This is a genomic window from uncultured Brachybacterium sp. (genome assembly GCF_947500705.1).
Lineage (GTDB): Bacteria > Actinomycetota > Actinomycetes > Actinomycetales > Dermabacteraceae > Brachybacterium.
Genome location: NZ_CANMSY010000006.1, coordinates 131,572 through 151,759 on the forward strand (window position 1 = coordinate 131,572; position 20,188 = coordinate 151,759).

The following is a 20,188-nucleotide window of genomic DNA, read 5'->3' on the forward strand; positions in this document are numbered from 1 at the left end:
GCCCCTGATTGCCGGGTACGGCGGCGGGCTCCTACGGTGGAACCATGATGACTACGTCTCAGCACGAAGGATTCGCTCTCGACCAGGTCCCGGAGCTCGCCGCCCAGCTGCGCGTCGACTCGATCCGCGCCTCGACCAGCGCCGGGTCCGGCCACCCCACCTCCAGCCTCTCCGCCGCAGACCTGCTGGCCACTCTGATGTCGCGCCACCTGCGCTACGACTGGGATGCACCCGAGAACCCCGGCAACGACCACCTGATCTTCTCCAAGGGCCACGCGTCCCCGCTCCTGTACTCGGTCTACCGAGCCGCCGGGGTCGTCAGCGACCAGGAGCTGATGGAGGGCTATCGCCGCTTCGGCCAGCGGCTCGAGGGCCACCCCACCCCGGTGCTGCCCTGGGTCGATGTGGCCACCGGCTCGCTGGGGCAGGGGCTGCCCGACGGGGTCGGCATCGCACTCGCCGGCAAGCATCTCGAGCAGGCCCCGTATCGCGTCTGGGTCCTCACCGGGGACAGCGAGCTCGCCGAGGGATCCATGTGGGAGGCCCTCGCCACCGCCTCGCACTATCAGCTGACCAACCTGGTCACGATCGTGGACGTGAACCGGCTCGGCCAGCGCGGGGAGACGGCGCTGGGCTGGGACCTGGACACCTACGCCGCCCGGGTCGAGGCCTTCGGTGCCCGCGCCGTGATCATCGACGGGCACGACATCGACCAGATCGAGGGCGCGCTCGCGCAGGCCGACGGCGAGCTGGACCGCCCCCTGGTGATCCTCGCCCGCACGATCAAGGGCAAGGGAATCCCCGGCGTCGAGGACGAGAGCGGCTGGCACGGCAAGCCGATGCCCGAGGAGAAGTCCGTGGAGGCGATCGCCGCGCTCGGCGGCGAGCGGTCCCTGCAGGTGCGGGGACCGATGCCGCCCGTGGTCGAGCGCGCCGAGAGGGCCGCGCGCGGCCCGGTCGAGCTGCCCGTCTTCGAGAAGGGGGAGGAGGTTGCGACCCGGAAGGCCTACGGCCCGGCGCTGGTGGCCCTCGCTCAGGTCGATCCGCGGGTGGTCGCGCTGGACGGCGAGGTCTCGAACTCCACCGGGGTCGCCGACTTCGTCGAGGCCCACCCAGAGCGCTTCTTCGAGATGTTCATCGCCGAGCAGCAGATGGTCGCCGCGGCCACCGGGCTCTCGACCCGCGGCTATCTCGCCTATGCCTCGACCTTCGCCGCCTTCCTCACCCGCGCCGCGGACTTCCTCCGTATGGCCCCGGTCTCCCGGGTCGACCTGCGGCTGGTCGGCTCCCACGCGGGCGTCGAGATCGGCGCCGACGGGCCCTCTCAGATGGGGCTGGAGGACCTCGCGATGATCGCCGCCACCCAGGGCTCGACGGTGCTCTACCCCAGCGACGCGACCTCCGCCGCGGCGCTGGTGGTCGAGATGGCGGACCTCTCCGGAGTGAGCTATCTGCGCACCACCCGCGGGGAGTACCCCGTGCTCTACGGCGCCGGGGAGTCCTTCCCCGTCGGCGGTTCGAAGACCCTGCGCAGCTCCCCGGAGGATGCCGTCACGCTGGTCGGCGCCGGGGTGACGCTCCATGAGGCGCTGGCCGCCGCGGACATCCTCGCCGAGCAGGGGATCAAGGCGCGGGTGATCGACGTCTACTCCCTCAAGCCGATCGACGCCGAGGGCCTGCGCGAGGCCGTCGCGGCGACCGGCGGGCGCATCGTCGTGGCCGAGGACCACCACGCCGAGGGCGGTCTGGGTGCCGCAGTGCTCGCGGCGCTGGCCGCCGAGCCGATCACCGACCTGCACCTCAAGCACCTCGCGGTCGACGGGGTGCCCGGCTCCGGCACGCCCGCAGAGCTGCTGGACTGGGCCGGTATCGATGCCGCGCACATCGCCGCCGCGGCGCGGGCCACCCTGGAGGGCTGAGCGACGTACTGACGAGGAACGAGTCGGTAGGAGATCAGCCGGAATGCGGAGTGTGAGCGACCGGGCGGCTCAGCCGTCGCCCTTGCGGAGACGCCCCAGCTCCAGGGTGTCCATGTCCTCCAGCTCGCGGTCCTTCGTCTCCGGCACCCAGAGGAACACGAAGACCAGGCTCAGCAGCGCGAAGGCCGCATAGATGCCGTAGGCGAAGGTCAGTCCGATGTTCGACAGGGCCGGGAAGGACGCCGAGACGGCCCAGTTCGCGCCCCACTGCGCCGCCGCCGCGACCGCGAGCGCGGAGGCACGGATCTTGTTGGGGAAGATCTCTCCCAGCAGCACCCACACCAGCGGACCCCAGGTGGTACCGAAGAACATCACGAAGGCGTTCGCGGAGATCAGGGCGACGGTGGACCACGGATCCGGCAGGGTGATGGTCTCGGTGCCGGCGGCAACCTCCCCGAAGGAGAAGGCGAGGGCCATCAGTCCCAGCGACACGGCCATCCCGGCCGAGCCCACCAGCAGCATCAGGCGCCTGCCCACCCTGTCCACCAGCAGGATCGCGATGATCGTCGCGACGATGTTCATCACCGAGGTGATGGTGCTGGTCAGCAGCGCCTGGGACTCATCGAAGCCGACGGACTGCCACAGCGTGGTCGAGTAGTAGAAGATGACGTTGATGCCCACCAGCTGCTGGAACAGCGACAGCAGGATGCCCAGCCAGACGATCGGCTTCAGCCCGAACCGACCGCCGAGGAGATCCCGCAGGCTCTCCTTTCTCTCCCGCTCGAGCGTCTTGCGGATCTGCTCGATCTTGAGGTTCACGTCGAGCTCGCCGGTGAAGTCGTAGAGCACCTTCGAGGCGCGGTCCAGCTCGCCCTTGCCGATCAGGTAGCGCGGGGACTCCGGCAGGAACAGCGCCATGATCCCGTAGATCGCGGCCGGCAGCGCCTCGATCATGAACATCCACCGCCAGGCGGCGACCCCGAACCAGAACGACTCCGCCGCGCCACCGGCGGTGTTCGCGATGAGGGCGTTGGACAGCAGGGCGACGAAGATGCCGAGCACGATCGCGAGCTGCTGCAGCGAGCCGAGCCGACCACGGAACCTCGCGGGGGCGACCTCCGCGATGTAGGCCGGTGCGATGACGCTCGCGGCACCGACGCCGAGACCGCCGACCACGCGCCAGATGATCAGGTCCCAGACGCCGAAGGCCAGCCCGGAGCCGATCGCGGAGATGAAGAACAGGGTCGCCGCGATCACCATCACCGGGATGCGGCCGTAGCGGTTCGAGAGGGTGCCGGCGAACCAGGCGCCGACGGCGCAGCCGAGCAGGGCGGAGGAGACGGCGAAACCGGTCAGGCCGGCACCGAGCGAGAACTCGTCGGACAGGGCGTTGACGGCGCCGTTGATGACCGAGGTGTCGAAGCCGAACAGGAAGCCGCCGACGGCAGCGGCCACGCTGATCACGACGACCTTGGGGTTCAGGCTCTGGGACGGTGCCGGTTCGCCGGCTCGTGCTGCGGGCGTGGACATGTGCGTCGCCTCCCTTCCGAGGATATGAGGTGGCCCACAGTAGCCCCTCGGGAGGCGGTCCCTTGCGAGTCAGCGGGCGCGGCGCACCTCGCCGGCGCAGGAGTCCAGGATCCGCAGCATCCCAGGATGCTGCCGGACCCGATTCCGCGAGCGGCCGGTCGCCTCCTGGAGCACTCCTGCCGGCGGGCTGGAGTCCGCAGTTCCGGGACGGGACTCTGCTCAGGCCTCGGCAGCGGCCTCGAGGCGCTCGAGCTCCTCCGCGGCCGTGGCCGGGTCGAGCTTGACGAAGATCGGGGTGGGCTTGACGACCCGCTGGCCGACGCCGACGGGATGGTGCCCCCAGGCGGGCACGTCCGTGTAGTCGCCGGTGATGATCGGGTAGCCGGGCCCGCCGTCGAGATCCTCGACCTCGTCGATGCGCGGCATCGGTGCGATCTGCCGCGCACCGCCGAGAGCCTTCTCGACCGCATTGGCGGACTGCGGCAGGAAGGGAGCCAGCATCGTGTTCAGGTCGGTGACGGCCTGGGCGAGCACATGCAGCACGGTGAGCAGGCGGGGGCGCTGATCCTCCGCCTTCAGCTTGAAGGGCTCGGTGCGGGAGACGTAGGCATTCGCCTCGCCCACCAGCCGCATGATCTCGGCGATCGCCGCGCGCTGACGGTGTGCCTCGATGAGACCGCCGACGGTCGTGAAGCCCTCCCGGATCTGGTCCAGCAGCGCCGTGTCGATCTCCTCGAGATCACCCTGGGCCGGGATCTCGCCGACGTTCTTCGCGATCATCGCCGCGGTGCGGTTGACCAGGTTGCCCCAGCCGGCCACCAGCTCGTTGTTGGTGCGGGAGACGAAATCGACCCACGTGAAGTCCGCATCCTGATGCTCCGGGCCCGCCGCGGAGATGAAGTAGCGCAGGGCATCGGGCTGGTAGCGCTCGAGCACATCCCGGACGTAGATGACGATCCCCTTGGAGGAGGAGAACTTCTTCCCCTCCATCGTGAGGAACTCGCTGGAGACCACCTCGGTGGGCAGCTTCAGCTCGCCGAACTTCCCCGGCGCGCCGCCCTTGTCGCCCTGCCCGTTCTGGGCGAGCATCTCGGCCGGCCAGATCTGGGAATGGAAGACGATGTTGTCCTTGCCCATGAAGTAGTAGGCGAGGGTCTCGGGGTCGTTCCACCACTTCCGCCAGGCCTCGGGATCGCCCGAGCGTCGCGCCCACTCGATCGAGGCGGAGAGATAGCCGATCACGGCGTCGAACCAGACGTACAGGCGCTTGTTCGGCTGGTCCTCCCAGCCGGGCACGGGGATGCCCCAATCGATGTCGCGGGTCATCGCCCGCGGTCGGATGTCCTCGAGGATGTTCTGGCTGAAGCGGATGACGTTCGGGCGCCAGAGTCCGGTGGCCTCGCGCTCGTCGAGCCAGCGGCCCAGCTCCCCGGCCAGGGCCGGCAGGTCGAGGAACCAGTGAGAGGTCTCGATGAACTGCGGGGTCTCGCCGTTGATGCGCGAGACGGGGTCGATGAGATCCGTGGGGTCCAGCTGATTGCCGCAGCTGTCGCACTGGTCGCCCCGCGCGCCGCCGGCGCCGCAGATCGGGCAGGTGCCCTCGATGTAGCGGTCCGGCAGGGTGCGGCCGGTGGAGGGGGAGATCGCGCCGGAGGTGACCTGCTCGACCATGTAGCCGTTGTCCCGCACCGTGACGAACATGTCCTGCACCACCTGGTAGTGGTTGCGGGTGGTGGTGCGCGTGAACAGGTCGTAGGACAGTCCCAGCGCCACCAGGTCCTTGACGATCAGGCGGTTGTTGCGGTCGGCGAGCTCGCGGGCGCTGATGCCCTCGGAGTCGGCGGCGACCAGGATCGGGGTGCCGTGCTCGTCGGTGCCCGAGACCATGAGCACGTCGTGGCCGGCCATCCGCATGTAGCGGGAGAAGACATCGGAGGGGACGCCGAAGCCGGCGACATGACCGATATGGCGGGGACCATTGGCATACGGCCAGGCGACCGCGGACAGGACTGTGCTCATAGCAGTCGATTCTAGGGGAGGCGGGGCGTCCCTCCGACGAGAGTGCGGAGGAGGCCGTGGTCTGGTCGGCGTCCATCGACGTGGAGCACGGCCTGCCAGCCGCAGCGGGCAGCGCCGCGGACATGCCGTGAGGAGTCGTCGAGAGGCTCGAACAGGGCGGCCGAGAGCCACGAGGGCAGTCTGCACGTCTGCGCCCCTCGGCTGCGTACGGCGCGCACCGACTGTCCGTCCCGATACCCTGGGCCCATGAGCAAAGAAGGACTCGCCGCCGCGCAGCAGAAGATGGCCGACGAAGGGGTCGCACAGACCGCGATCGACGTCTTCTCCCACTATTACGAGCAGCTCGCACAGGGCGTCACGGGCACCATCCCGGAGGACACGATCGAGCCGTACCTCGACCCGCCCCTGCTCGAGGACGTGAAGATCGACGTCGGTCACGCCAAGCAGGTCTTCGACCAGCTGGCGATCATCAACCTCAACGGCGGGCTCGGCACCTCGATGGGCCTGGACCAGGCGAAGTCGCTGCTGCCCGTGCGCGATGGCAAGAGCTTCCTCGACATCATCGTCGAGCAGGTCCTCGCCGCGCGCCGCGGCACCGGCTCCCGCCTGCCGCTGATCTTCATGAACTCCTTCCGCACCCGCGAGGACACCCTCGAGGTGCTCGCGAAGCATCCCGATCTGCCTGTTGGCGATCTGCCCCTGGACTTCCTGCAGAACAAGGAGCCCAAGCTCCGCAAGGACGATCTCACCCCCGTGGACTGGGAGGCGGACCCCTCGCTCGAGTGGTGCCCGCCCGGCCACGGCGACATCTACACCGCGCTGCAGACCTCCGGCCTGCTCCAGCAGCTGCTGGACGCCGGCTTCAAATACGCCTCCGTCTCGAACTCCGACAACCTCGGCACCGTGCCGAGCCCCGTGATCGCCTCCTGGTTCGCCTCGACCGGCGCGCCCTACGCCGCCGAGCTGTGCCGTCGAACCCCCGCCGATCGCAAGGGCGGTCACCTCGCGGTGCGGAAGTCCGACGGCCGGCTGATCCTGCGCGACACCGCGCAGACCCCGGAGGAGGAGATGGACTACTTCACCGATGAGCATCGCCATCCGTTCTTCCACACCAACAACCTCTGGTTCGACCTCGAGCAGATGGCCGCGGTGCTCGAGGAGCGCGGCGGCATCATGGGCCTGCCCCTGATCCGCAACGAGAAGACCGTGAACCCGGCGGACAAGACCACCACCCCCGTCTTCCAGATCGAATCCGCGATGGGCGCGGCCATCGAGGTGTTCGACGGTGCGACCGCGATCGTCGTCGGCCGCGACCGCTTCCTGCCGGTCAAGGCGACCAGCGATCTGCTGCTGGTGCGCTCGGACGCCTACGCCCTCGACGAACGGGCCGCGCTCGTGCAGCAGGTCGACACGGTGCCGGCGGTGTCGCTGCAGGCTGGCGCCTACAAGCTGATCCAGGACTTCGAGCCGCGCTTCCCGCACGGCGTGCCCTCCCTCAAGGAGGCCAGCAGCCTGGACGTGCAGGGCGACTGGACCTTCGGCGCCGACGTCTCCGTGGTCGGGGACGCCGTGCTCGGCGAAGAGGGCGGCGAGGTCCCCGAAGGGGCCCGCGTCGGCACCGCCACGGCTGGCTGACCCCTCCGGATCCTGCCGCGAGATCGACGTTCGGAACACATTCGCTCAGCGAAGTTGTACCGAACGTCGATCTCGATGAGCACCGGGTCCTCGGTGAGCGTTGAGCCTCACGATCAGCGGCATCAGTGCACTCTCCCTGTGGAGGGTCCGTCACGTCCTGCCGCTGACCTGCAGGTTGTGGAGCGTCGCTGGACCGGGGACAGTGGGCACTGGCGGTGCGGCCGATCACCGAGGTGGACATCGTCGCCGCGTTCTGTCGGCGGGATCGAGGCACCTTCGCAGCGGGTCTCACCGCCGCACGGCTCTGGGGCATCCCGCTGCCTGGAGTCCTGGCGGATGAGGTGGTCTCCGTCCCGCTCCCCTCGCGACGCGTGAACGGGAGATCTGTGCATCGGCCCGGGGGCCGCACGGTGGACATCCGGATCCATCTGGCGTCCTCGGCACCGCCACGGCGGGGGTCCGCGCTGGTGCGGTGGAGTCATCTCGAGACCACCCCGATGTCGCTGGATCATCAGCCGGCAGTGCAGGTCACGAGGCGGATCCGCACCCTCATCGACCTCTCCGGGGTGCTTCGCCTCGAGGGGCTCGTCGCGATCGGAGATCACCTGGTCCGCCAGCCGCGGCCGGAGTACGAGGGGCGGTCGGTCCCCTATGCGCGCCTCGAGGAGCTGCTCGAGGCGGCGGTGGCACAGGTGCGTCGCGACAGCGATTCACCCGCCGAGACCACGCTGCGACTCGCCCCGGTCAGGGCCGGGCTCCCGGAACCGCTGGCGAATGTGCGCCCGGTCGGTGGAGTCGACAGGCTCGGGGCTCGGATCGATCTCGGCCAGCCCGATCTGCACTGGGCGACGTGGCGCGTTGCGCTGGAGCACGACGGGCCCACTCATCTCACTCCGCAGCAGCAGGCGAGAGACATCGCCCGGGGCGAGCGGCGGGCCCGGGCAGGATGGGTCGAGGTGCGCACCACGGCTGAGGACCTCCAGTACGGCTGTCGCAAGGCCGTGGACCGGGTCCGCGACGCCCTTCTTCGGCAGGGATGGACGGTGTCGGCGTGACCACGGCCGTCGTGCAGAATCGCTTCCGGCGCGCTGCCGAAGCACCGAGATCGACGAACGGACCAGGATGCTTGGCGCAATCTGTACCGAACGTCGATCTCGACGCGTGCCGGGGCCGGAGGGGGTCGAATCGGCGCGAGCCGCGTGCTGGGGCGGGGCTCAGCGCGGGCCGCGGGCCCAGCCCTGGCCGCCGGTGAGATCCAGCGGGTGGGGCAGCGGGTTGCCGTAGCGGTGATCCGTGGCGCTGATCGCCTGCTCGTGCACGAAGGGGAGCATCTCGATCCGTCCGCTGGAGACCACCACTCCGGTGAACAGCGCCACCTCGATGCGCTCCGCGATCGCCCGGCGCAGCGCCGCGTCGGGCTCGCCGATCAGACGGATTCGGGTCTGGGTGAGGGCGGGGATGCGGCCTGCGAAGGCGACGCTGTCCTCGAGCGTGACCGCGGCACCCGCCGCTTCGGCGATCGAGACCAGCTCGTGGTCCGCGACGGAGACTTCCACCTCGGCGCCGACGGTCGCTGCGGCGTGCAGCACCCGCTCGAGCTCCTGCGGGGAGATGCCGGAGGCGGCGCGGATCATCACCGGGAGCGGCAGGTAGCGCAGCACGTTGATCTCCCCGTGCACCTCCTGCACGTCGCGGGGAGCGAAGGTGCTCGAGAAGTGCTCGCGATCGCTGTGCCGTGCCGAGGCGAGCCAGGTCTCCGGGTCGGAGAGCACATCGGGAGCGCCGGCGTCGTCGGCCCAGTCCATGAGGTGGACCAGATAGTTCGGCCCGCCCGCCTTCGCGGTCTGGCCGATGGCCGAGCGCTTCCAGCCGCCGAAGGGCTGCCGTTCCACGATCGCCCCGGTGATGCCCCGGTTCACGTAGAGGTTCCCGGCCTCGACGTGCTCCGTCCACCAGGCGACCTCGGCGGGCTCGAGCGAATGGAGCCCGGCGGTGAGCCCGAAGGCGGTGCCGTTCTGGATCCGCACCGCCTCCTCGAGGGTCTCGGCGTGGATGACCCCGAGCACCGGCCCGAAGTACTCGGTGAGGTGGAAGGCGGAACCCTCCTCGACCCCGGTGCGCACGCCTGGGGAGAACAGGGTGCCGGAGTCGTCCAGCTGGCGCGGGCGTGAGAGCCAGGCCTCACCGTCCGCGAGCTCGGTCAGCCCCGAGCGGAGCTTCTCCCCGGGAGCCTCGACCACGGGGCCCATCTGCGCGGTCGGGTCGGTGGGCCGACCCACATGGAGGCTGAGCACCGCGTCGGCGAGCTGCGCGGTGAAGCGTCGCGAGAGGGTCACCGAGCCGACCGTGATCACGAGAGAGGCGGCGGAGCACTTCTGCCCGGCGTGGCCGAACGCGCTCGCTGCGACATCTCGGGCCGCCAGGTCGAGGTCCGCCTGCGGGGTGACGATGATCGAGTTCTTCCCGCTGGTCTCAGCGAGGATCCGCAGCTCGGGTCGCCAGGAGGCGAACAGCGCCGCGGTGTCCGAGGCACCGGTGAGGATCAGCTGATCGATCCGCGGGTCCGAGATCAGGGCCCGGCCCACCTCGTCCTCCGGTACGTCGACCAGAGTGAAGACGTCCCGGGGGACACCGGCCTCATGGAGCAGTCGCCCCACGAGTGCGCCGCAGCGACGAGCCTGGGGAGCGGGCTTCATGATCACGCTGCTCCCGGTCACGAGCGCGGCGAGCGCCCCGCCGGTGGGGATCGCGACCGGGAAGTTCCAGGGCGGAGTGATCAGCGTCAGCGGGCGGGGCGTGCCCTGCAGACCGTCCTGCCGGGCGAGCTGCTCGGCCTGCTCGGCGTAGTAGAGCGCGAAGTCGATCGCTTCGCTGACCTCAGGATCGCCCTGCTCGAGGGTCTTGCCGGTCTCCGCCGCCATCACCTCGAGCAGCTCGGCCCGATGCGCGGCGAGGGTGCCCGCCACCCTGCGCAGGATCCCGGCGCGCTTCTCCACGCCGAGCCCGGCCCAGGCGGGCTGTGCCGCCAGGGCGCGGGAGACGGTCGCCTCGACGGCGTCCACGGTGGTCAGCCGCGCGGTGCGCGCCTCGTCCTGGCCGAGCTCGGAGCCGCGGATGCGATGGGTGATCTGCGCGGCCCACTGCTGGTTCGCGGGGGTCGAAAGGTCGGTGTCGGGCGTGTTGCGGAAGGCACCAGGCACCGCCGGCAGACCGGGGGCGCTCAGCTGCAGCCGGCCCCGGCTGCCTGCGACCTCTGCGATGCGGTCCTGGTCGCGATGGGTGGGCAGGGAGATCTCCCGCAGCGCCCGATCCAGGGCGCCGGTGAACCGCTGCCGCTCCCGCTCGAAGAGCTCCTCGGAGGTGTCCAGCTCGAAGGCGGCGGAGAGGAAGTTCTGCGAGGACGCGTTCTCCTCCAGACGGCGCACCAGGTAGGAGACGGCGACGTCGAAGTGGCGCGGGTGCACGATCGGCACGTACAGCCGCATGGTGCCGGTGGCCTCGCGCACCACGGCCTGCTGCCCGGGCGCCATCCCGGCGAGCATCTCGAACTCGACGCCGTGGCCGGGACCGGCACCGATGCCGCGCTCGCGCATCAGCAGGTGCGCGAAGGCGACGTCGAAGAGGTTGTGGCCGGCGATGCCCAGATGGACCGCCGTCAGGCGGCGGGGATGCAGCGCCTCGAGCAGCATCCGCTTGTACTGCGCGTCGGTCTCCTCCTTCGACAGCAGCGGTGCCTGCGTCCAACCGTGCACCGCGGCCTCGACCTGCTCCATCGCCAGGTTCGCGCCCTTGACCAGGCGCACCTTGATCGGCGCGCCCCCGGCCGCCACCCGCCGCTCGGCGAAGCGTCGCACGCGGGCCATCGCCGTGGGCGCATCGGGCAGGTAGGCCTGCAGCACGATGCCCGCGTGGAGGTGCTCGAGCTCGGGCCGGTCCAGGAGCTTCTCGAAGACCTGCAGGGTCAGCTCGAGATCCCGGTACTCCTCCATGTCCATGTTCAGGAAGGTGGGCTGCTCCCGGCGGGCGGCGTCGAGGTAGAGGGGAAGCAGTGTCTCGACCGTGTGGTCGACCGTCTCGGCGGCGGCCCACAGCGGCAGATGGTCCACCAGCGAGGAGACCTTGATCGAGACGTAGTCGACGTCCTCGCGGGCCACCAGCTCGCGCAGCCCCTGCATCCGGCGGGAGGCCTCCTGCGCGCCGAGCACCGCCTCCCCGAGCAGGTTGATGTTGAGCTCCGTGCCGTCGGCGGTGAGGCGCGCGATCGAGGCGCCCAGCTGGCGGGGACGGGCATCGAGGATGAGGTGGCCGACCATGCGGCGCATCGCGGCCTGAGCGGTGGGCACCACGACGCCCGGAGCGAGGGAGGAGGCGGCGCCGCCGAGCCCCAGCACCCGGCGCAGCGGCGCCGGCAGGAAGGCCGGCGGGTCCTGGGCGAGGCGGCGCAGCTCCACTGCCGCGGCGTGCGGATCCTCAGGGCGGATCACACGGTCGACGAAGGCGAGGGTGAAGTCCAGGCCCTTCGGATCCCGCAGCAGATCGGAGAGCATCTGCGCAGGTCCTGGCACTGGGCGGAGTGCCGCGGCGTGCACCCAGCTGTGGACCTGCGCGGCGACCTCGTCCACGGTCAACGAGGTGGTGGGGGAGTCGTCGAGCGGGGACTGCGAGGGGGGCACGGGGGACAACGAAGTCTCCTTCTCGTTCACTGATCACGGCGGCGTTGCGGTCCTCCGATCGTAGGTCCTCGCGGTGGCGGCCGGAGAGCCTGCGACGACCCGGACGTGGAGGTTCTGTGACCGAAAGGGAACCGAAGTGGGACGAGCGCGTCAGGCCTGAGGACAGGCGCGCACACGGAGCCGCTGTGGACCGCTCGGTCGGTGAAGTCCTTTCCCGACGCGCCTCCTGTGGCACGATGCGTGACACAGACACCGGACGATGCTGGAGGCAGTGATGAAGAAGTTCATTTTCCTGGCCGGACTCGCGATCGGCTTCGTGGTCGGATCCCGCGCGGGTCGCGGACCCTATGAGTCGCTCGAGCGCACCGCACGCCACGTGGCCGACGATCCTGAGGTGCAGCGACGTGCCGCGCAGGCGAAGGACACCGCGAGCAAGGTCGCCCATGACACCGCCGGTGCGGTCAAGGAGAAGGCCCCCGAGGTCGCCTCGAACGTCCAGGGCGCGGTCGCCGGCGCGGCCGGCAGCGCCAAGGAGCGGATCGGCAGCGCTCGTGAAGATCACAGGAGCGGCGACGAGAGCTCCACCAGCACCCATGCCGGCGGCGACGCCGAGGTGGGCGAGGACAAGCCGCTCAGCTCCTGAGCAGTTCGACCGCCTAGCAGCGCAGTTCCCGAACGCGCCGGTGTCACCCCAGGACGGTGACGCCGGCGCGTTCCTGCTCCTGCATGAAGCAGGGCCCGCACAGCGACATATAGGTCACCTCCGCACCGTCGATCGCGACCTGCTCCCCTTCGAAGACGAAGCGGCCGTCGACCATGCGGCAGTTGAACTCGGCCTGCGAACCGCAGCGGCACATGGTGGGCAGCTTCTCGATGTTGTCGGCGAGCTCGAAGAGCCGGCTCGCACCGGGGAACATCGCGGTGCGGAAGTCTGCGCGCAGCCCGTAGCAGATCACCGAGATGCCGTCCTGCTTGGCGATCTTGAACAGGTCGTCGATCTGCGAGGGCTCGAGGAACTGCGCCTCGTCCACCAGCACGCAGTGCAGCGGGCGCAGCCCGCGCTCGTCGGCCGTCGCATTGACCCTCGCGCGCACATCATCACCGGCGGCGGCGAGCACATCGACCAGGCGCCTGGCGCCGCCGCGGGCCACCACCCAGTCCTCGCCCTTGGTGTCGAGCGCGGGCTTCACGGTGAGCGTGGCCAGTCCGCGCTCGTCGTAGTTGTAGGCGGTCTTGATCAGGGTGTCGGACTTCCCGGAGTTCATCGCTCCGTACTTGAAATGCAGCTTGGCCATGCGGGTGCTCCGGAGTTCGATGTCGGGATCAGAAGGCGTCCATGACGCTCGGCCGCGGACCGGCCAGCAGAGCATCCAGGAAGGTCTCGGCGGCCGGGTCGGCCGCTGCGGTGAGGTCGAGGCGACGGGCATCAGCGAGGGAACGCCCGCCCATCAGCAGCAGGGACGCGGCATGGATGTCGAGCCGTACGGTGCCGAGGACCTCCGCCCCGGCACTCTCCGGCTCCGCCGCGATCGTGCCGCTGTCCGCGGAGACCAGGAAGGTGCCGGCGGCGCGACAGGTGCCCGCAGGGACAGTCCCGTCCTCGACCACCAGGCGGATGCGGCCGCCCAGCTGCTCCGGTGCGCGGCGGGCGCGGAGGGTCGCGGCGGTGTCGATCACCCGCATCATCACCAGCGGCACCGGCTCCGGGCTGGGGCGGGTCCCGGCGCCGGGGAGCACATCGAGCACGGGGTCCTCGGTGCGCACCCGCAGCCGGACCAGCTCCGTGACCGTGGACCAGGAACCCAGGGAGCGCAGCAGGGCCAGCCGATCGGAACGGGTGTGGCCCATCAGCTCGTGCACGTCGAGGCCGACGCCGCGGGGGTCCTGGCCGTGCCGGGTCCAGGACAGGTAGCCGTGATCGGTGCCGGACCCGTCCTGGAGCAGCAGCGCGGACCAGCCCGCACCGGGCAGGCCCTCGGCGAACAGCGGCGGCTCGCGGCGGAGCATCGCGTTGTCGCCCGAGCTCAGGCGGTGGTAGAGCTCCCGCAGGCGGGGCATCGTGGCCGCCGTGACCGGGACCAGGCGCCGGTCCGGCACGGCAGGGATCCGCTGCAGCTCCACCAGCGGCACGATCAGCGACTGACCCCGCGCGACCACCTGGTAGCCGTACCGGCGGTAGAGCGCGGGATGGGAGGGATAGAGCATCGAGACCGGGAGGCTCTCCGCATCGCAGCGGGCGATCACCGCGGTGAGCAGCGTCCTGAACAGCCCGTCGCCGCGATGGGCGGGGTGGACGACGAGACCGGCGACGCCGCCGCAGCGCGCCAGGCCTCCGCCCAGGGTGATCTGGTCATGGCGGATCCGGGCGCCTGCAGCGAGGACCCCGTCCAGACCGCCCGGCAGCCCGGACGCATCGATGCCGATCGCGGTCTCACCAGGGGAGAAGTCCTGCCGGGCGGTCGCGGAGGAGGGATCGTAGGACCCTCCGAAGGCGCCGGCGCTCATCGTCTTGTAGGTGACGAAGTCCTGGGCGGTGAGATCTCGAACAGGCATGCTGAGGAGTCTAGGCGCGCCCGCTGTTGCATACTGACGAGGCCCGCTCAGCCCCGAGGAGATGCCGTGAGCCCACGCCAGGACCGTACGTCGACGGACGCTTCGCCGGGCAAGGCCCGTAAGCCCTACACCCGGCCCAGCACCGCCCAGCGCACCGCCCGCGAGAAGCTGTCCAAGCGGCTCACGGCGGGTGACCCTCGCAGCGACCAGGACCCGCAGCGCCGGATCCCGGTGGGCCTGTCCACCTCCTCGGTGTTCCCTGCCGGGGTCGAGGAGGGATTCCGGCTCGCGCACGAGATCGGGTACGACGGGATGGAGGTGATGGTCTCCTATCCGAAGGACAGCCAGGACCCGATGCTCCTGCGCGAGTACTCCGAGCGGTACGAGCAGCCGATCCTCTCCCTCCATGCGCCCACCCTGTTCCTCCTGCAGGGCCTGTGGGGCCGGGACGCCTGGGTGAAGATCGAGCGCACGATCGAGATCGCGAAGGAGCTCGAGGTGCCCACGATCGTGGCGCACCCTCCCTTCCGATGGCAGGGGAAGTATGCGAAAGGCTTCGTCGAGGGGGTCGCCGCGCTCGAGGAGGAGCACGGGATCGCGATCGCGGTGGAGAACATGTACCCGTGGCGGCTCGGGGTGCGGGAGCTGCTGAACTATCTGCCCGACCACGACCCCACCGACGAGGACTATGCCCACGTCACCGTCGACCTCTCGCATGCCGCGACCGCCGGCGATGACGCGCTGGAGATGATCGAGCGGCTCGGCGACCGGCTCACCCATCTGCATCTCGCCGACGGCTCCGGCAATTCGACGAAGGACGAGCACCTCGCGCCCGGCGAGGGCAACCAGCCCTGCGCCGAGGTGCTGCGACGACTGGCCAACCGTGGCTGGGAAGGATCAGTGCTGCTCGAGGTGACCACCAGCAACAAGCCGGAGATCCGCGAGCGCACCCTTCGACAGAGCCTCGCCTTCGCCCGCCACCACCTCGGGCATCTGCTGGAGGACAGGAACGAGGGCGACGTGGGATCGGCCACCCCTTGAGCGTCTCCCCAGGCATGGGTGGGAGAATGACACGATCTGGCAACGACACACACAGACGGACGAGGTAGCGCACGCTGATGGGGAACGGGAACACAGGGATCGTCCACAGGAACACCAGCCTGCTCGCGATCGAGATGAGCCTTCCGCAGGTCACGGTCACCTCGGACGAGATCGACGAGATGCTCACGCCGGCACGCAAGCGGCTGCGCCTGCCCAAGGGCGTGCTGCAGCGGGTCGCCGGGGTCTATGAGCGCCGCTGGTGGCGCGACACCGAGAACGGCTGGAAGCAGGGCGTGGTGCTCGCCGCCGAGCGCGCCATGGCCAGGGCCGGGATCATGCGCGACCAGGTCGGCCTGCTCATCAATGCGTCCGTCTCCCGCCAGCACCTCGAGCCGGCGGTGTCCACCGGGATCCACCACTCGCTGGGCCTGCCCACCAGTGCGATGAACTTCGACATCACCAACGCCTGCCTCGGCTTCGTCAACGCGATGACGATGGCGTCGGCCATGATCGATTCGGGGCAGATCAAGTACGCCCTGGTCGTCGGCGCAGAGGACGTCGAGGAAGTGCAGCGCGGCACGGTGGAGCGACTCAACGCGAAGACCTCCACCCGCGCGGACTTCAACAACCAGTTCGCCTCGCTGACCCTGGGATCGGGCGCCGCCGCCGCCGTCCTCGGCCCGGCCGACGAGCATCCCGAGGGCCACCGCCTGAAGCACACCCAGGCCCGGGCCGGAACCGAGCACCACGAGCTGTGCGTGGCCGACATGCAGGACATGCGCACCGACTCCGCCGGCCTGCTCGAGAACGGCATCCAGCTCATCCTGGACACCTGGAAGGGCGCCAATGCGGCGGGGTACGACTTCAAGACGCTCGATCTCGTGATCCCGCACCAGGTCTCCACGGTGTACATCCGGAACTTCTCGAAGATCACCGGCGTGGGGATGGATCGCATCCCGATGACCCTCGGGGACTGGGGAAATGTCGCCGCCGAAGCGGTGCCGATGACGCTCGCGCACGTGCAGAACGACATCGAGCGAGGGCAGCGCGTGCTGCTGATGGGTGTCGGCTCAGGTCTGAACACGGCGATGATGGAGGTCCAGTGGTGAACACCACCGGCAGCACAGGGCGTCGACGCGCTTCTTCCGACGAGATCCCTGCGATCCCGGCGATGCCCGGCGTGGATCCCCGGCTCAGCCGCATCCTCCAGGTGCGCGACCATTCCGGCGAGCAGCGTCGCTGGCACCTGCTGGACTCCGGTCCGCTGCTCGCGGAGCGCGGGATCACGCCGCGCGGCACCCTGCTGGCTGTCCACGGCAACCCCACCTACTCCTTCCTGTTCCGCTCGCTGGTGCGTGCGGACATCCCCTGGCGCCTGATCGCGGTCGACCAGCTGGAGATGGGCTGGTCCGAGCGGACCGGCATGAAGCGCCGTTACCAGGACCGCATCACGGACCTGTCCCTGCTCACCGACGCGCTGTCCCTGCGCGGCCCGGTGGTGACCGTCGGCCATGACTGGGGCGGCCTGATCTCCGCCGGCTGGGCACTGGACAACCGCCACGACGTGGTCGGGATGATCCTCACCAACACCGGTGTCCACCAGCAGCTCGAGGAGGCGCTCCCCAAGGCGCTGCAGCTCGCCACCGCGCCGTGGTTCCGCACTCCCTCGACGTCCGTGACCGACACCTTCCTGCGCACCACTCTCGCGCTCTCGAAGCCGGCGCTGCCGCGCGAGGTCCAGGATGCCTATCTCGCCCCGTATCGCGGTCGCTCGCGCCGCCTCGGCATCGACCAGTTCGTCGCCGACATCCCGGCAGCCGCGAACCACCCCTCCCGGCCCACCCTCGAGCGGGTCGCCGCCGGGATCCAGGAGCTGAACGTCCCCACCCTGCTCGCCTGGGGCCCGCGGGACATCACCTTCCACGACCGCTTCCTGCGCGACCTCATCCAGCGGGTCCCGCATGCGGACGTGCACCGCTTCGAGAAGGCCTCCCACCTGGTGTGGGAGGACGCAGACGTCGCCGGACTGGTCGCGGACTGGCTCGAGACGAACTTCGGCACTGCTGAGGAGCCCCGCACCGAGGCGCCCGCCTGGCGCGCCGTCTCCTCCTACGCCGAGCCTGCTCCCGAGCGGCACATCGGAGCGCCCATCGCCGAGCTCGCCGGCGACCCCCGCCACGCCCACCGCCCCGCCGTGGTGGAACTGGGCGGCGAGGACGGCGAGCGGCGGGAGATCTCCTGGTCCCTGCTGAACCGCCGGGTCGACGACATCGCCGCCGGCCTGCTCGGTCATGGGGTGCGCCCCGGCGACCGGGTGAGCCTGCTGATCACCCCCGGCGCAGATCTGACCGGCGTGCTCTACGCCTGCTTCCGCATCGGCGCCGTCGCCGTGGTGGCCGACGCCGGGCTGGGCCTGCCCGGTCTCACCCGGGCCACGATCGGCTCCCATCCCGACTGGTTCATCGGCATCAAGAAGGCGCTCGTCGGCGCCCGCGCCCTGGGCTGGCCCGGTCGCCGGCTCTCCGTCGAGCAGCTGCCCACCGTGGACCGGGTGGCCCTCGGCGTGGAGACCTCGATCGCCGAGCTCGCCCGCTCGGGGTCGCTGCAGCGTGAGCTCGGCGCCCCGCTGGACGCCGCCTGGCCTGCCCCGGAGGCCGATGCCGCGATCCTGTTCACCTCCGGCTCCACCGGCCCCGCCAAGGGTGCGGTGCTCACCCACCGCCAGCTCGGTGCGATGTTCACCGCGGTGGGGGACACCCTGCAGCTGGCCCCCGAGCGCGGTCTGGTCGCCGGTTTCGCGACCTTCGCGCTGCTGGGCCCGGCGCTCGGTGCGCCGACGGTGGTGCCGGACATGGACATCACCCGGCCCGGCGAGCTGACCGCCCCGGCGCTGGCCGAGGCGATCGACGCCCTCGGCGAGCCGGCCGTGTTCACGGCCCCGGCCGCGCTGCGGAACATCCTGAGCACCGCCGACCAGCTCGACGCGGACGGCCGCGCCGCGATGGCCCGCGCCGCGAGCTTCTTCTCCGCCGGCGCCCCGATCCCTGCGCACCTGCTGCGCGAGCTGCGCGACCTGATGCCGAGTGCGCGCGCGCTGACGCCCTACGGCATGACCGAATGCCTCGCCGTGGCCGCGATCGACCTCGAGGGCATCGACGCGGCGGGCGAGGGCTCCGGCGTCTGCGTCGGCCGCCCCGTGCCCCGGGTCGAGATCGCGATCGCCGTGATGGACGAGCTGGGACGCACCACCGGGGAGATCACCCGCGAAGCCGGTGACGTGGGAGAGATCCTGGTGCGCGGGCCGCACGTGCGGGACCGCTACCTGATGCTCTGGGGCACCACTCACACCTCGATGCGCTTCACCGGCTGGCACGCCACAGGCGACGTCGGCCACCTCGACGCCGAAGGGCGGCTGTGGGTCGAGGGCCGCGCGGATCATGTGCTGGCCACGGCCGACGGCCTGTTCACCCCGGTCCAGGTCGAGGACGCCGCCGAGTCGGTGCCGACGGTGCGCCGCGCCGGCGCGGCCGTCGTGGGCCCCCGCGGCACCCAGCAGGTGGTGGTGATCCTCGAGACCGAGGACGGCTACCGTCCCGGCAAGGCCGGCCGGCCCCACCCCGCCCAGCCGTCCCTGCAGGAGGCGGTGCGCCGCGCGGTGCGGGAGCGCTCCGGCGCCGAGGTCGTCGCGGTGTTCACCACCCGCGCGCTGCCGACGGATATCCGCCACAACTCGAAGATCGACCGTGCGGCCCTGTCCCGCTGGTCCGAGCAGACCCTGCAGGGCGAGAAGGCGGACGCCCTGTGAGCGCGCCCACGATCTTGGTCACCGGGGCCTCCGGGATGCTGGGGGGAGCGGTCGCGACCGCACTGCGGGATCGCGGCGCCACCGTGCGCGCCTTCCAGCGCCGTCCTGCCGGGATCGACGGCGTCGAGGACGTGTGCGGATCGCTCACCGAGGCGGAGGACGTGCGCCGCGCGGTCAGCGGCGCCGACGCGGTGATCCACCTCGCCGCGAAGGTGTCCATCTCCGGCCCGGAGAGCGAGTACCGCGCGATCAACATCGAGGGGACCCGCCACGTGGTCGACGCGCTGCGCGCGAACGGTGGGGGAGCACTGGTGAACGTGTCCTCGCCGTCGGTCGCGCATCTGGGCCGCGCGATCGTGGGCCTCGATGCGACCCTCGCAGACCCGACCCGCGCCCGCGGCAGCTACGCCCGGACCAAGGCCGCCGCAGAGCTGCTGGCCATGGGTGCCGACGGCACCGACGGGCTCCTGGTCACCTCCGTGCGTCCGCACATCGTGTGGGGCCCCGGCGACACCCAGCTGGTGGGCAGAATCGTGGATCGTGCCCGCAGCGGCCGGCTGCCGCTGCTGGACCAGGGCATGGCCCTGATCGACACCACCTATGTCACCAACGCCGCCGAGGCGATCGTCGCCGCGCATGACCGCATCCAGGATGTGCACGGGGAGAGCTTCGTGGTCTCCAACGGTGAACCCCGCACCGTGCGCGATGTGTTCGCCGGCTGGTGCGAGGCTGCCGGAGTCCCGGCACCTACCCTCAAGGTCCCCGGCTCCGCGGCCCGCTTCGCCGGTCGGGTGATCGAGCGGATCTGGGAGAAGAGGCCCGGACACGACGAACCGCCGATGACCGAATTCCTCGCCGAGCAGATGTCCACCGCGCACTGGTTCGACCAGCGCCGCACCCGCGCCCGCCTGCAGTGGACCCCGCGGGTGAGCATCGACGAGGGCAACGCGCACCTCGCCGCCTGGTTCCGCGAGCACCCGGTCGCCTGAGAACCCGCAGACCTGAAGACCTGA

General features: G+C 70.6%; 13 protein-coding genes. 8 read left to right on the forward strand and 5 right to left on the reverse strand.

Annotated features, from left to right (window positions below):
• Positions 1–44: 44 nt before the first annotated feature.
• Positions 45–1,919 carry a transketolase gene (locus Q0937_RS12130; RefSeq protein ID WP_299303945.1) on the forward strand — a complete coding sequence of 625 codons (1,875 nt, stop codon included), beginning with the start codon at positions 45–47 and terminating at the stop codon, positions 1,917–1,919.
• 69 nt (positions 1,920–1,988) lie between these two features.
• Here the strand turns inward: Q0937_RS12130 and Q0937_RS12135 are convergent, their stop codons facing one another.
• Both Q0937_RS12135 and metG read right to left on the reverse strand, forming a co-directional pair.
• Complete coding sequence (locus Q0937_RS12135; RefSeq protein ID WP_299303947.1) at positions 1,989–3,449, reverse strand: sugar porter family MFS transporter; 1,461 nt, start codon at positions 3,447–3,449, stop codon at positions 1,989–1,991.
• Between the two features lie 219 nt (positions 3,450–3,668).
• Positions 3,669–5,468, reverse strand: a complete 1,800-nt coding sequence (metG, locus tag Q0937_RS12140; RefSeq protein WP_299303949.1) for a methionine--tRNA ligase — start codon at positions 5,466–5,468, stop codon at positions 3,669–3,671.
• A gap of 246 nt (positions 5,469–5,714) precedes the next feature.
• Here metG and Q0937_RS12145 point away from each other — a divergent pair, with 246 nt between their 5' ends.
• Both Q0937_RS12145 and Q0937_RS12150 read left to right on the forward strand, forming a co-directional pair.
• Positions 5,715–7,103, forward strand: a complete 1,389-nt coding sequence (locus tag Q0937_RS12145) for a UTP--glucose-1-phosphate uridylyltransferase (protein WP_299303951.1) — start codon at positions 5,715–5,717, stop codon at positions 7,101–7,103.
• Between the two features lie 215 nt (positions 7,104–7,318).
• On the forward strand, positions 7,319–8,158 hold the full coding sequence (locus Q0937_RS12150) for a hypothetical protein (protein ID WP_299303953.1): 840 nt from the start codon (positions 7,319–7,321) through the stop codon (positions 8,156–8,158).
• Positions 8,159–8,317: 159 nt separating this feature from the next.
• Here the strand turns inward: Q0937_RS12150 and Q0937_RS12155 are convergent, their stop codons facing one another.
• Positions 8,318–11,776: a bifunctional proline dehydrogenase/L-glutamate gamma-semialdehyde dehydrogenase gene (locus Q0937_RS12155; RefSeq protein ID WP_299304067.1), complete on the reverse strand. Its 3,459-nt coding sequence runs from the start codon at positions 11,774–11,776 to the stop codon at positions 8,318–8,320.
• A gap of 274 nt (positions 11,777–12,050) precedes the next feature.
• Here Q0937_RS12155 and Q0937_RS12160 point away from each other — a divergent pair, with 274 nt between their 5' ends.
• A complete protein-coding gene (locus Q0937_RS12160; RefSeq protein ID WP_299303954.1) occupies positions 12,051–12,419 on the forward strand; it encodes a hypothetical protein in 369 nt (122 codons plus the stop codon).
• Positions 12,420–12,462: 43 nt separating this feature from the next.
• On the opposite strand, the gene Q0937_RS12165 is transcribed toward Q0937_RS12160, so the two are convergent.
• Both Q0937_RS12165 and Q0937_RS12170 read right to left on the reverse strand, forming a co-directional pair.
• A complete protein-coding gene (locus tag Q0937_RS12165; RefSeq protein ID WP_299303956.1) occupies positions 12,463–13,071 on the reverse strand; it encodes a thymidine kinase in 609 nt (202 codons plus the stop codon).
• A 28-nt stretch (positions 13,072–13,099) separates the two neighbouring features.
• The gene (locus Q0937_RS12170; protein WP_299303958.1) at positions 13,100–14,329 is read right to left on the reverse strand and encodes an enhanced intracellular survival protein Eis; all 1,230 of its coding nucleotides are present in this window, start codon (positions 14,327–14,329) and stop codon (positions 13,100–13,102) included.
• Positions 14,330–14,395: 66 nt separating this feature from the next.
• On the opposite strand from Q0937_RS12170, the gene Q0937_RS12175 reads away from it, so the two are divergent.
• The 4 genes from Q0937_RS12175 to Q0937_RS12190 all read left to right on the forward strand — a co-directional run bounded on the left by Q0937_RS12175 (position 14,396) and on the right by Q0937_RS12190 (position 20,164).
• Positions 14,396–15,370, forward strand: coding sequence for a sugar phosphate isomerase/epimerase (locus Q0937_RS12175; protein ID WP_299303960.1), 975 nt, complete (start codon positions 14,396–14,398; stop codon positions 15,368–15,370).
• 77 nt (positions 15,371–15,447) lie between these two features.
• Positions 15,448–16,479 carry a 3-oxoacyl-ACP synthase III gene (locus Q0937_RS12180; protein ID WP_299303962.1) on the forward strand — a complete coding sequence of 344 codons (1,032 nt, stop codon included), beginning with the start codon at positions 15,448–15,450 and terminating at the stop codon, positions 16,477–16,479.
• On the forward strand, positions 16,473–19,175 hold the full coding sequence (locus Q0937_RS12185; protein WP_299303964.1) for an alpha/beta fold hydrolase: 2,703 nt from the start codon (positions 16,473–16,475) through the stop codon (positions 19,173–19,175). Before Q0937_RS12180 ends, Q0937_RS12185 begins: the two co-directional genes overlap by 7 nt.
• Positions 19,172–20,164, forward strand: coding sequence for an NAD(P)-dependent oxidoreductase (locus Q0937_RS12190; RefSeq protein WP_299303966.1), 993 nt, complete (start codon positions 19,172–19,174; stop codon positions 20,162–20,164). Before Q0937_RS12185 ends, Q0937_RS12190 begins: the two co-directional genes overlap by 4 nt.
• Positions 20,165–20,188: the final 24 nt, after the last annotated feature.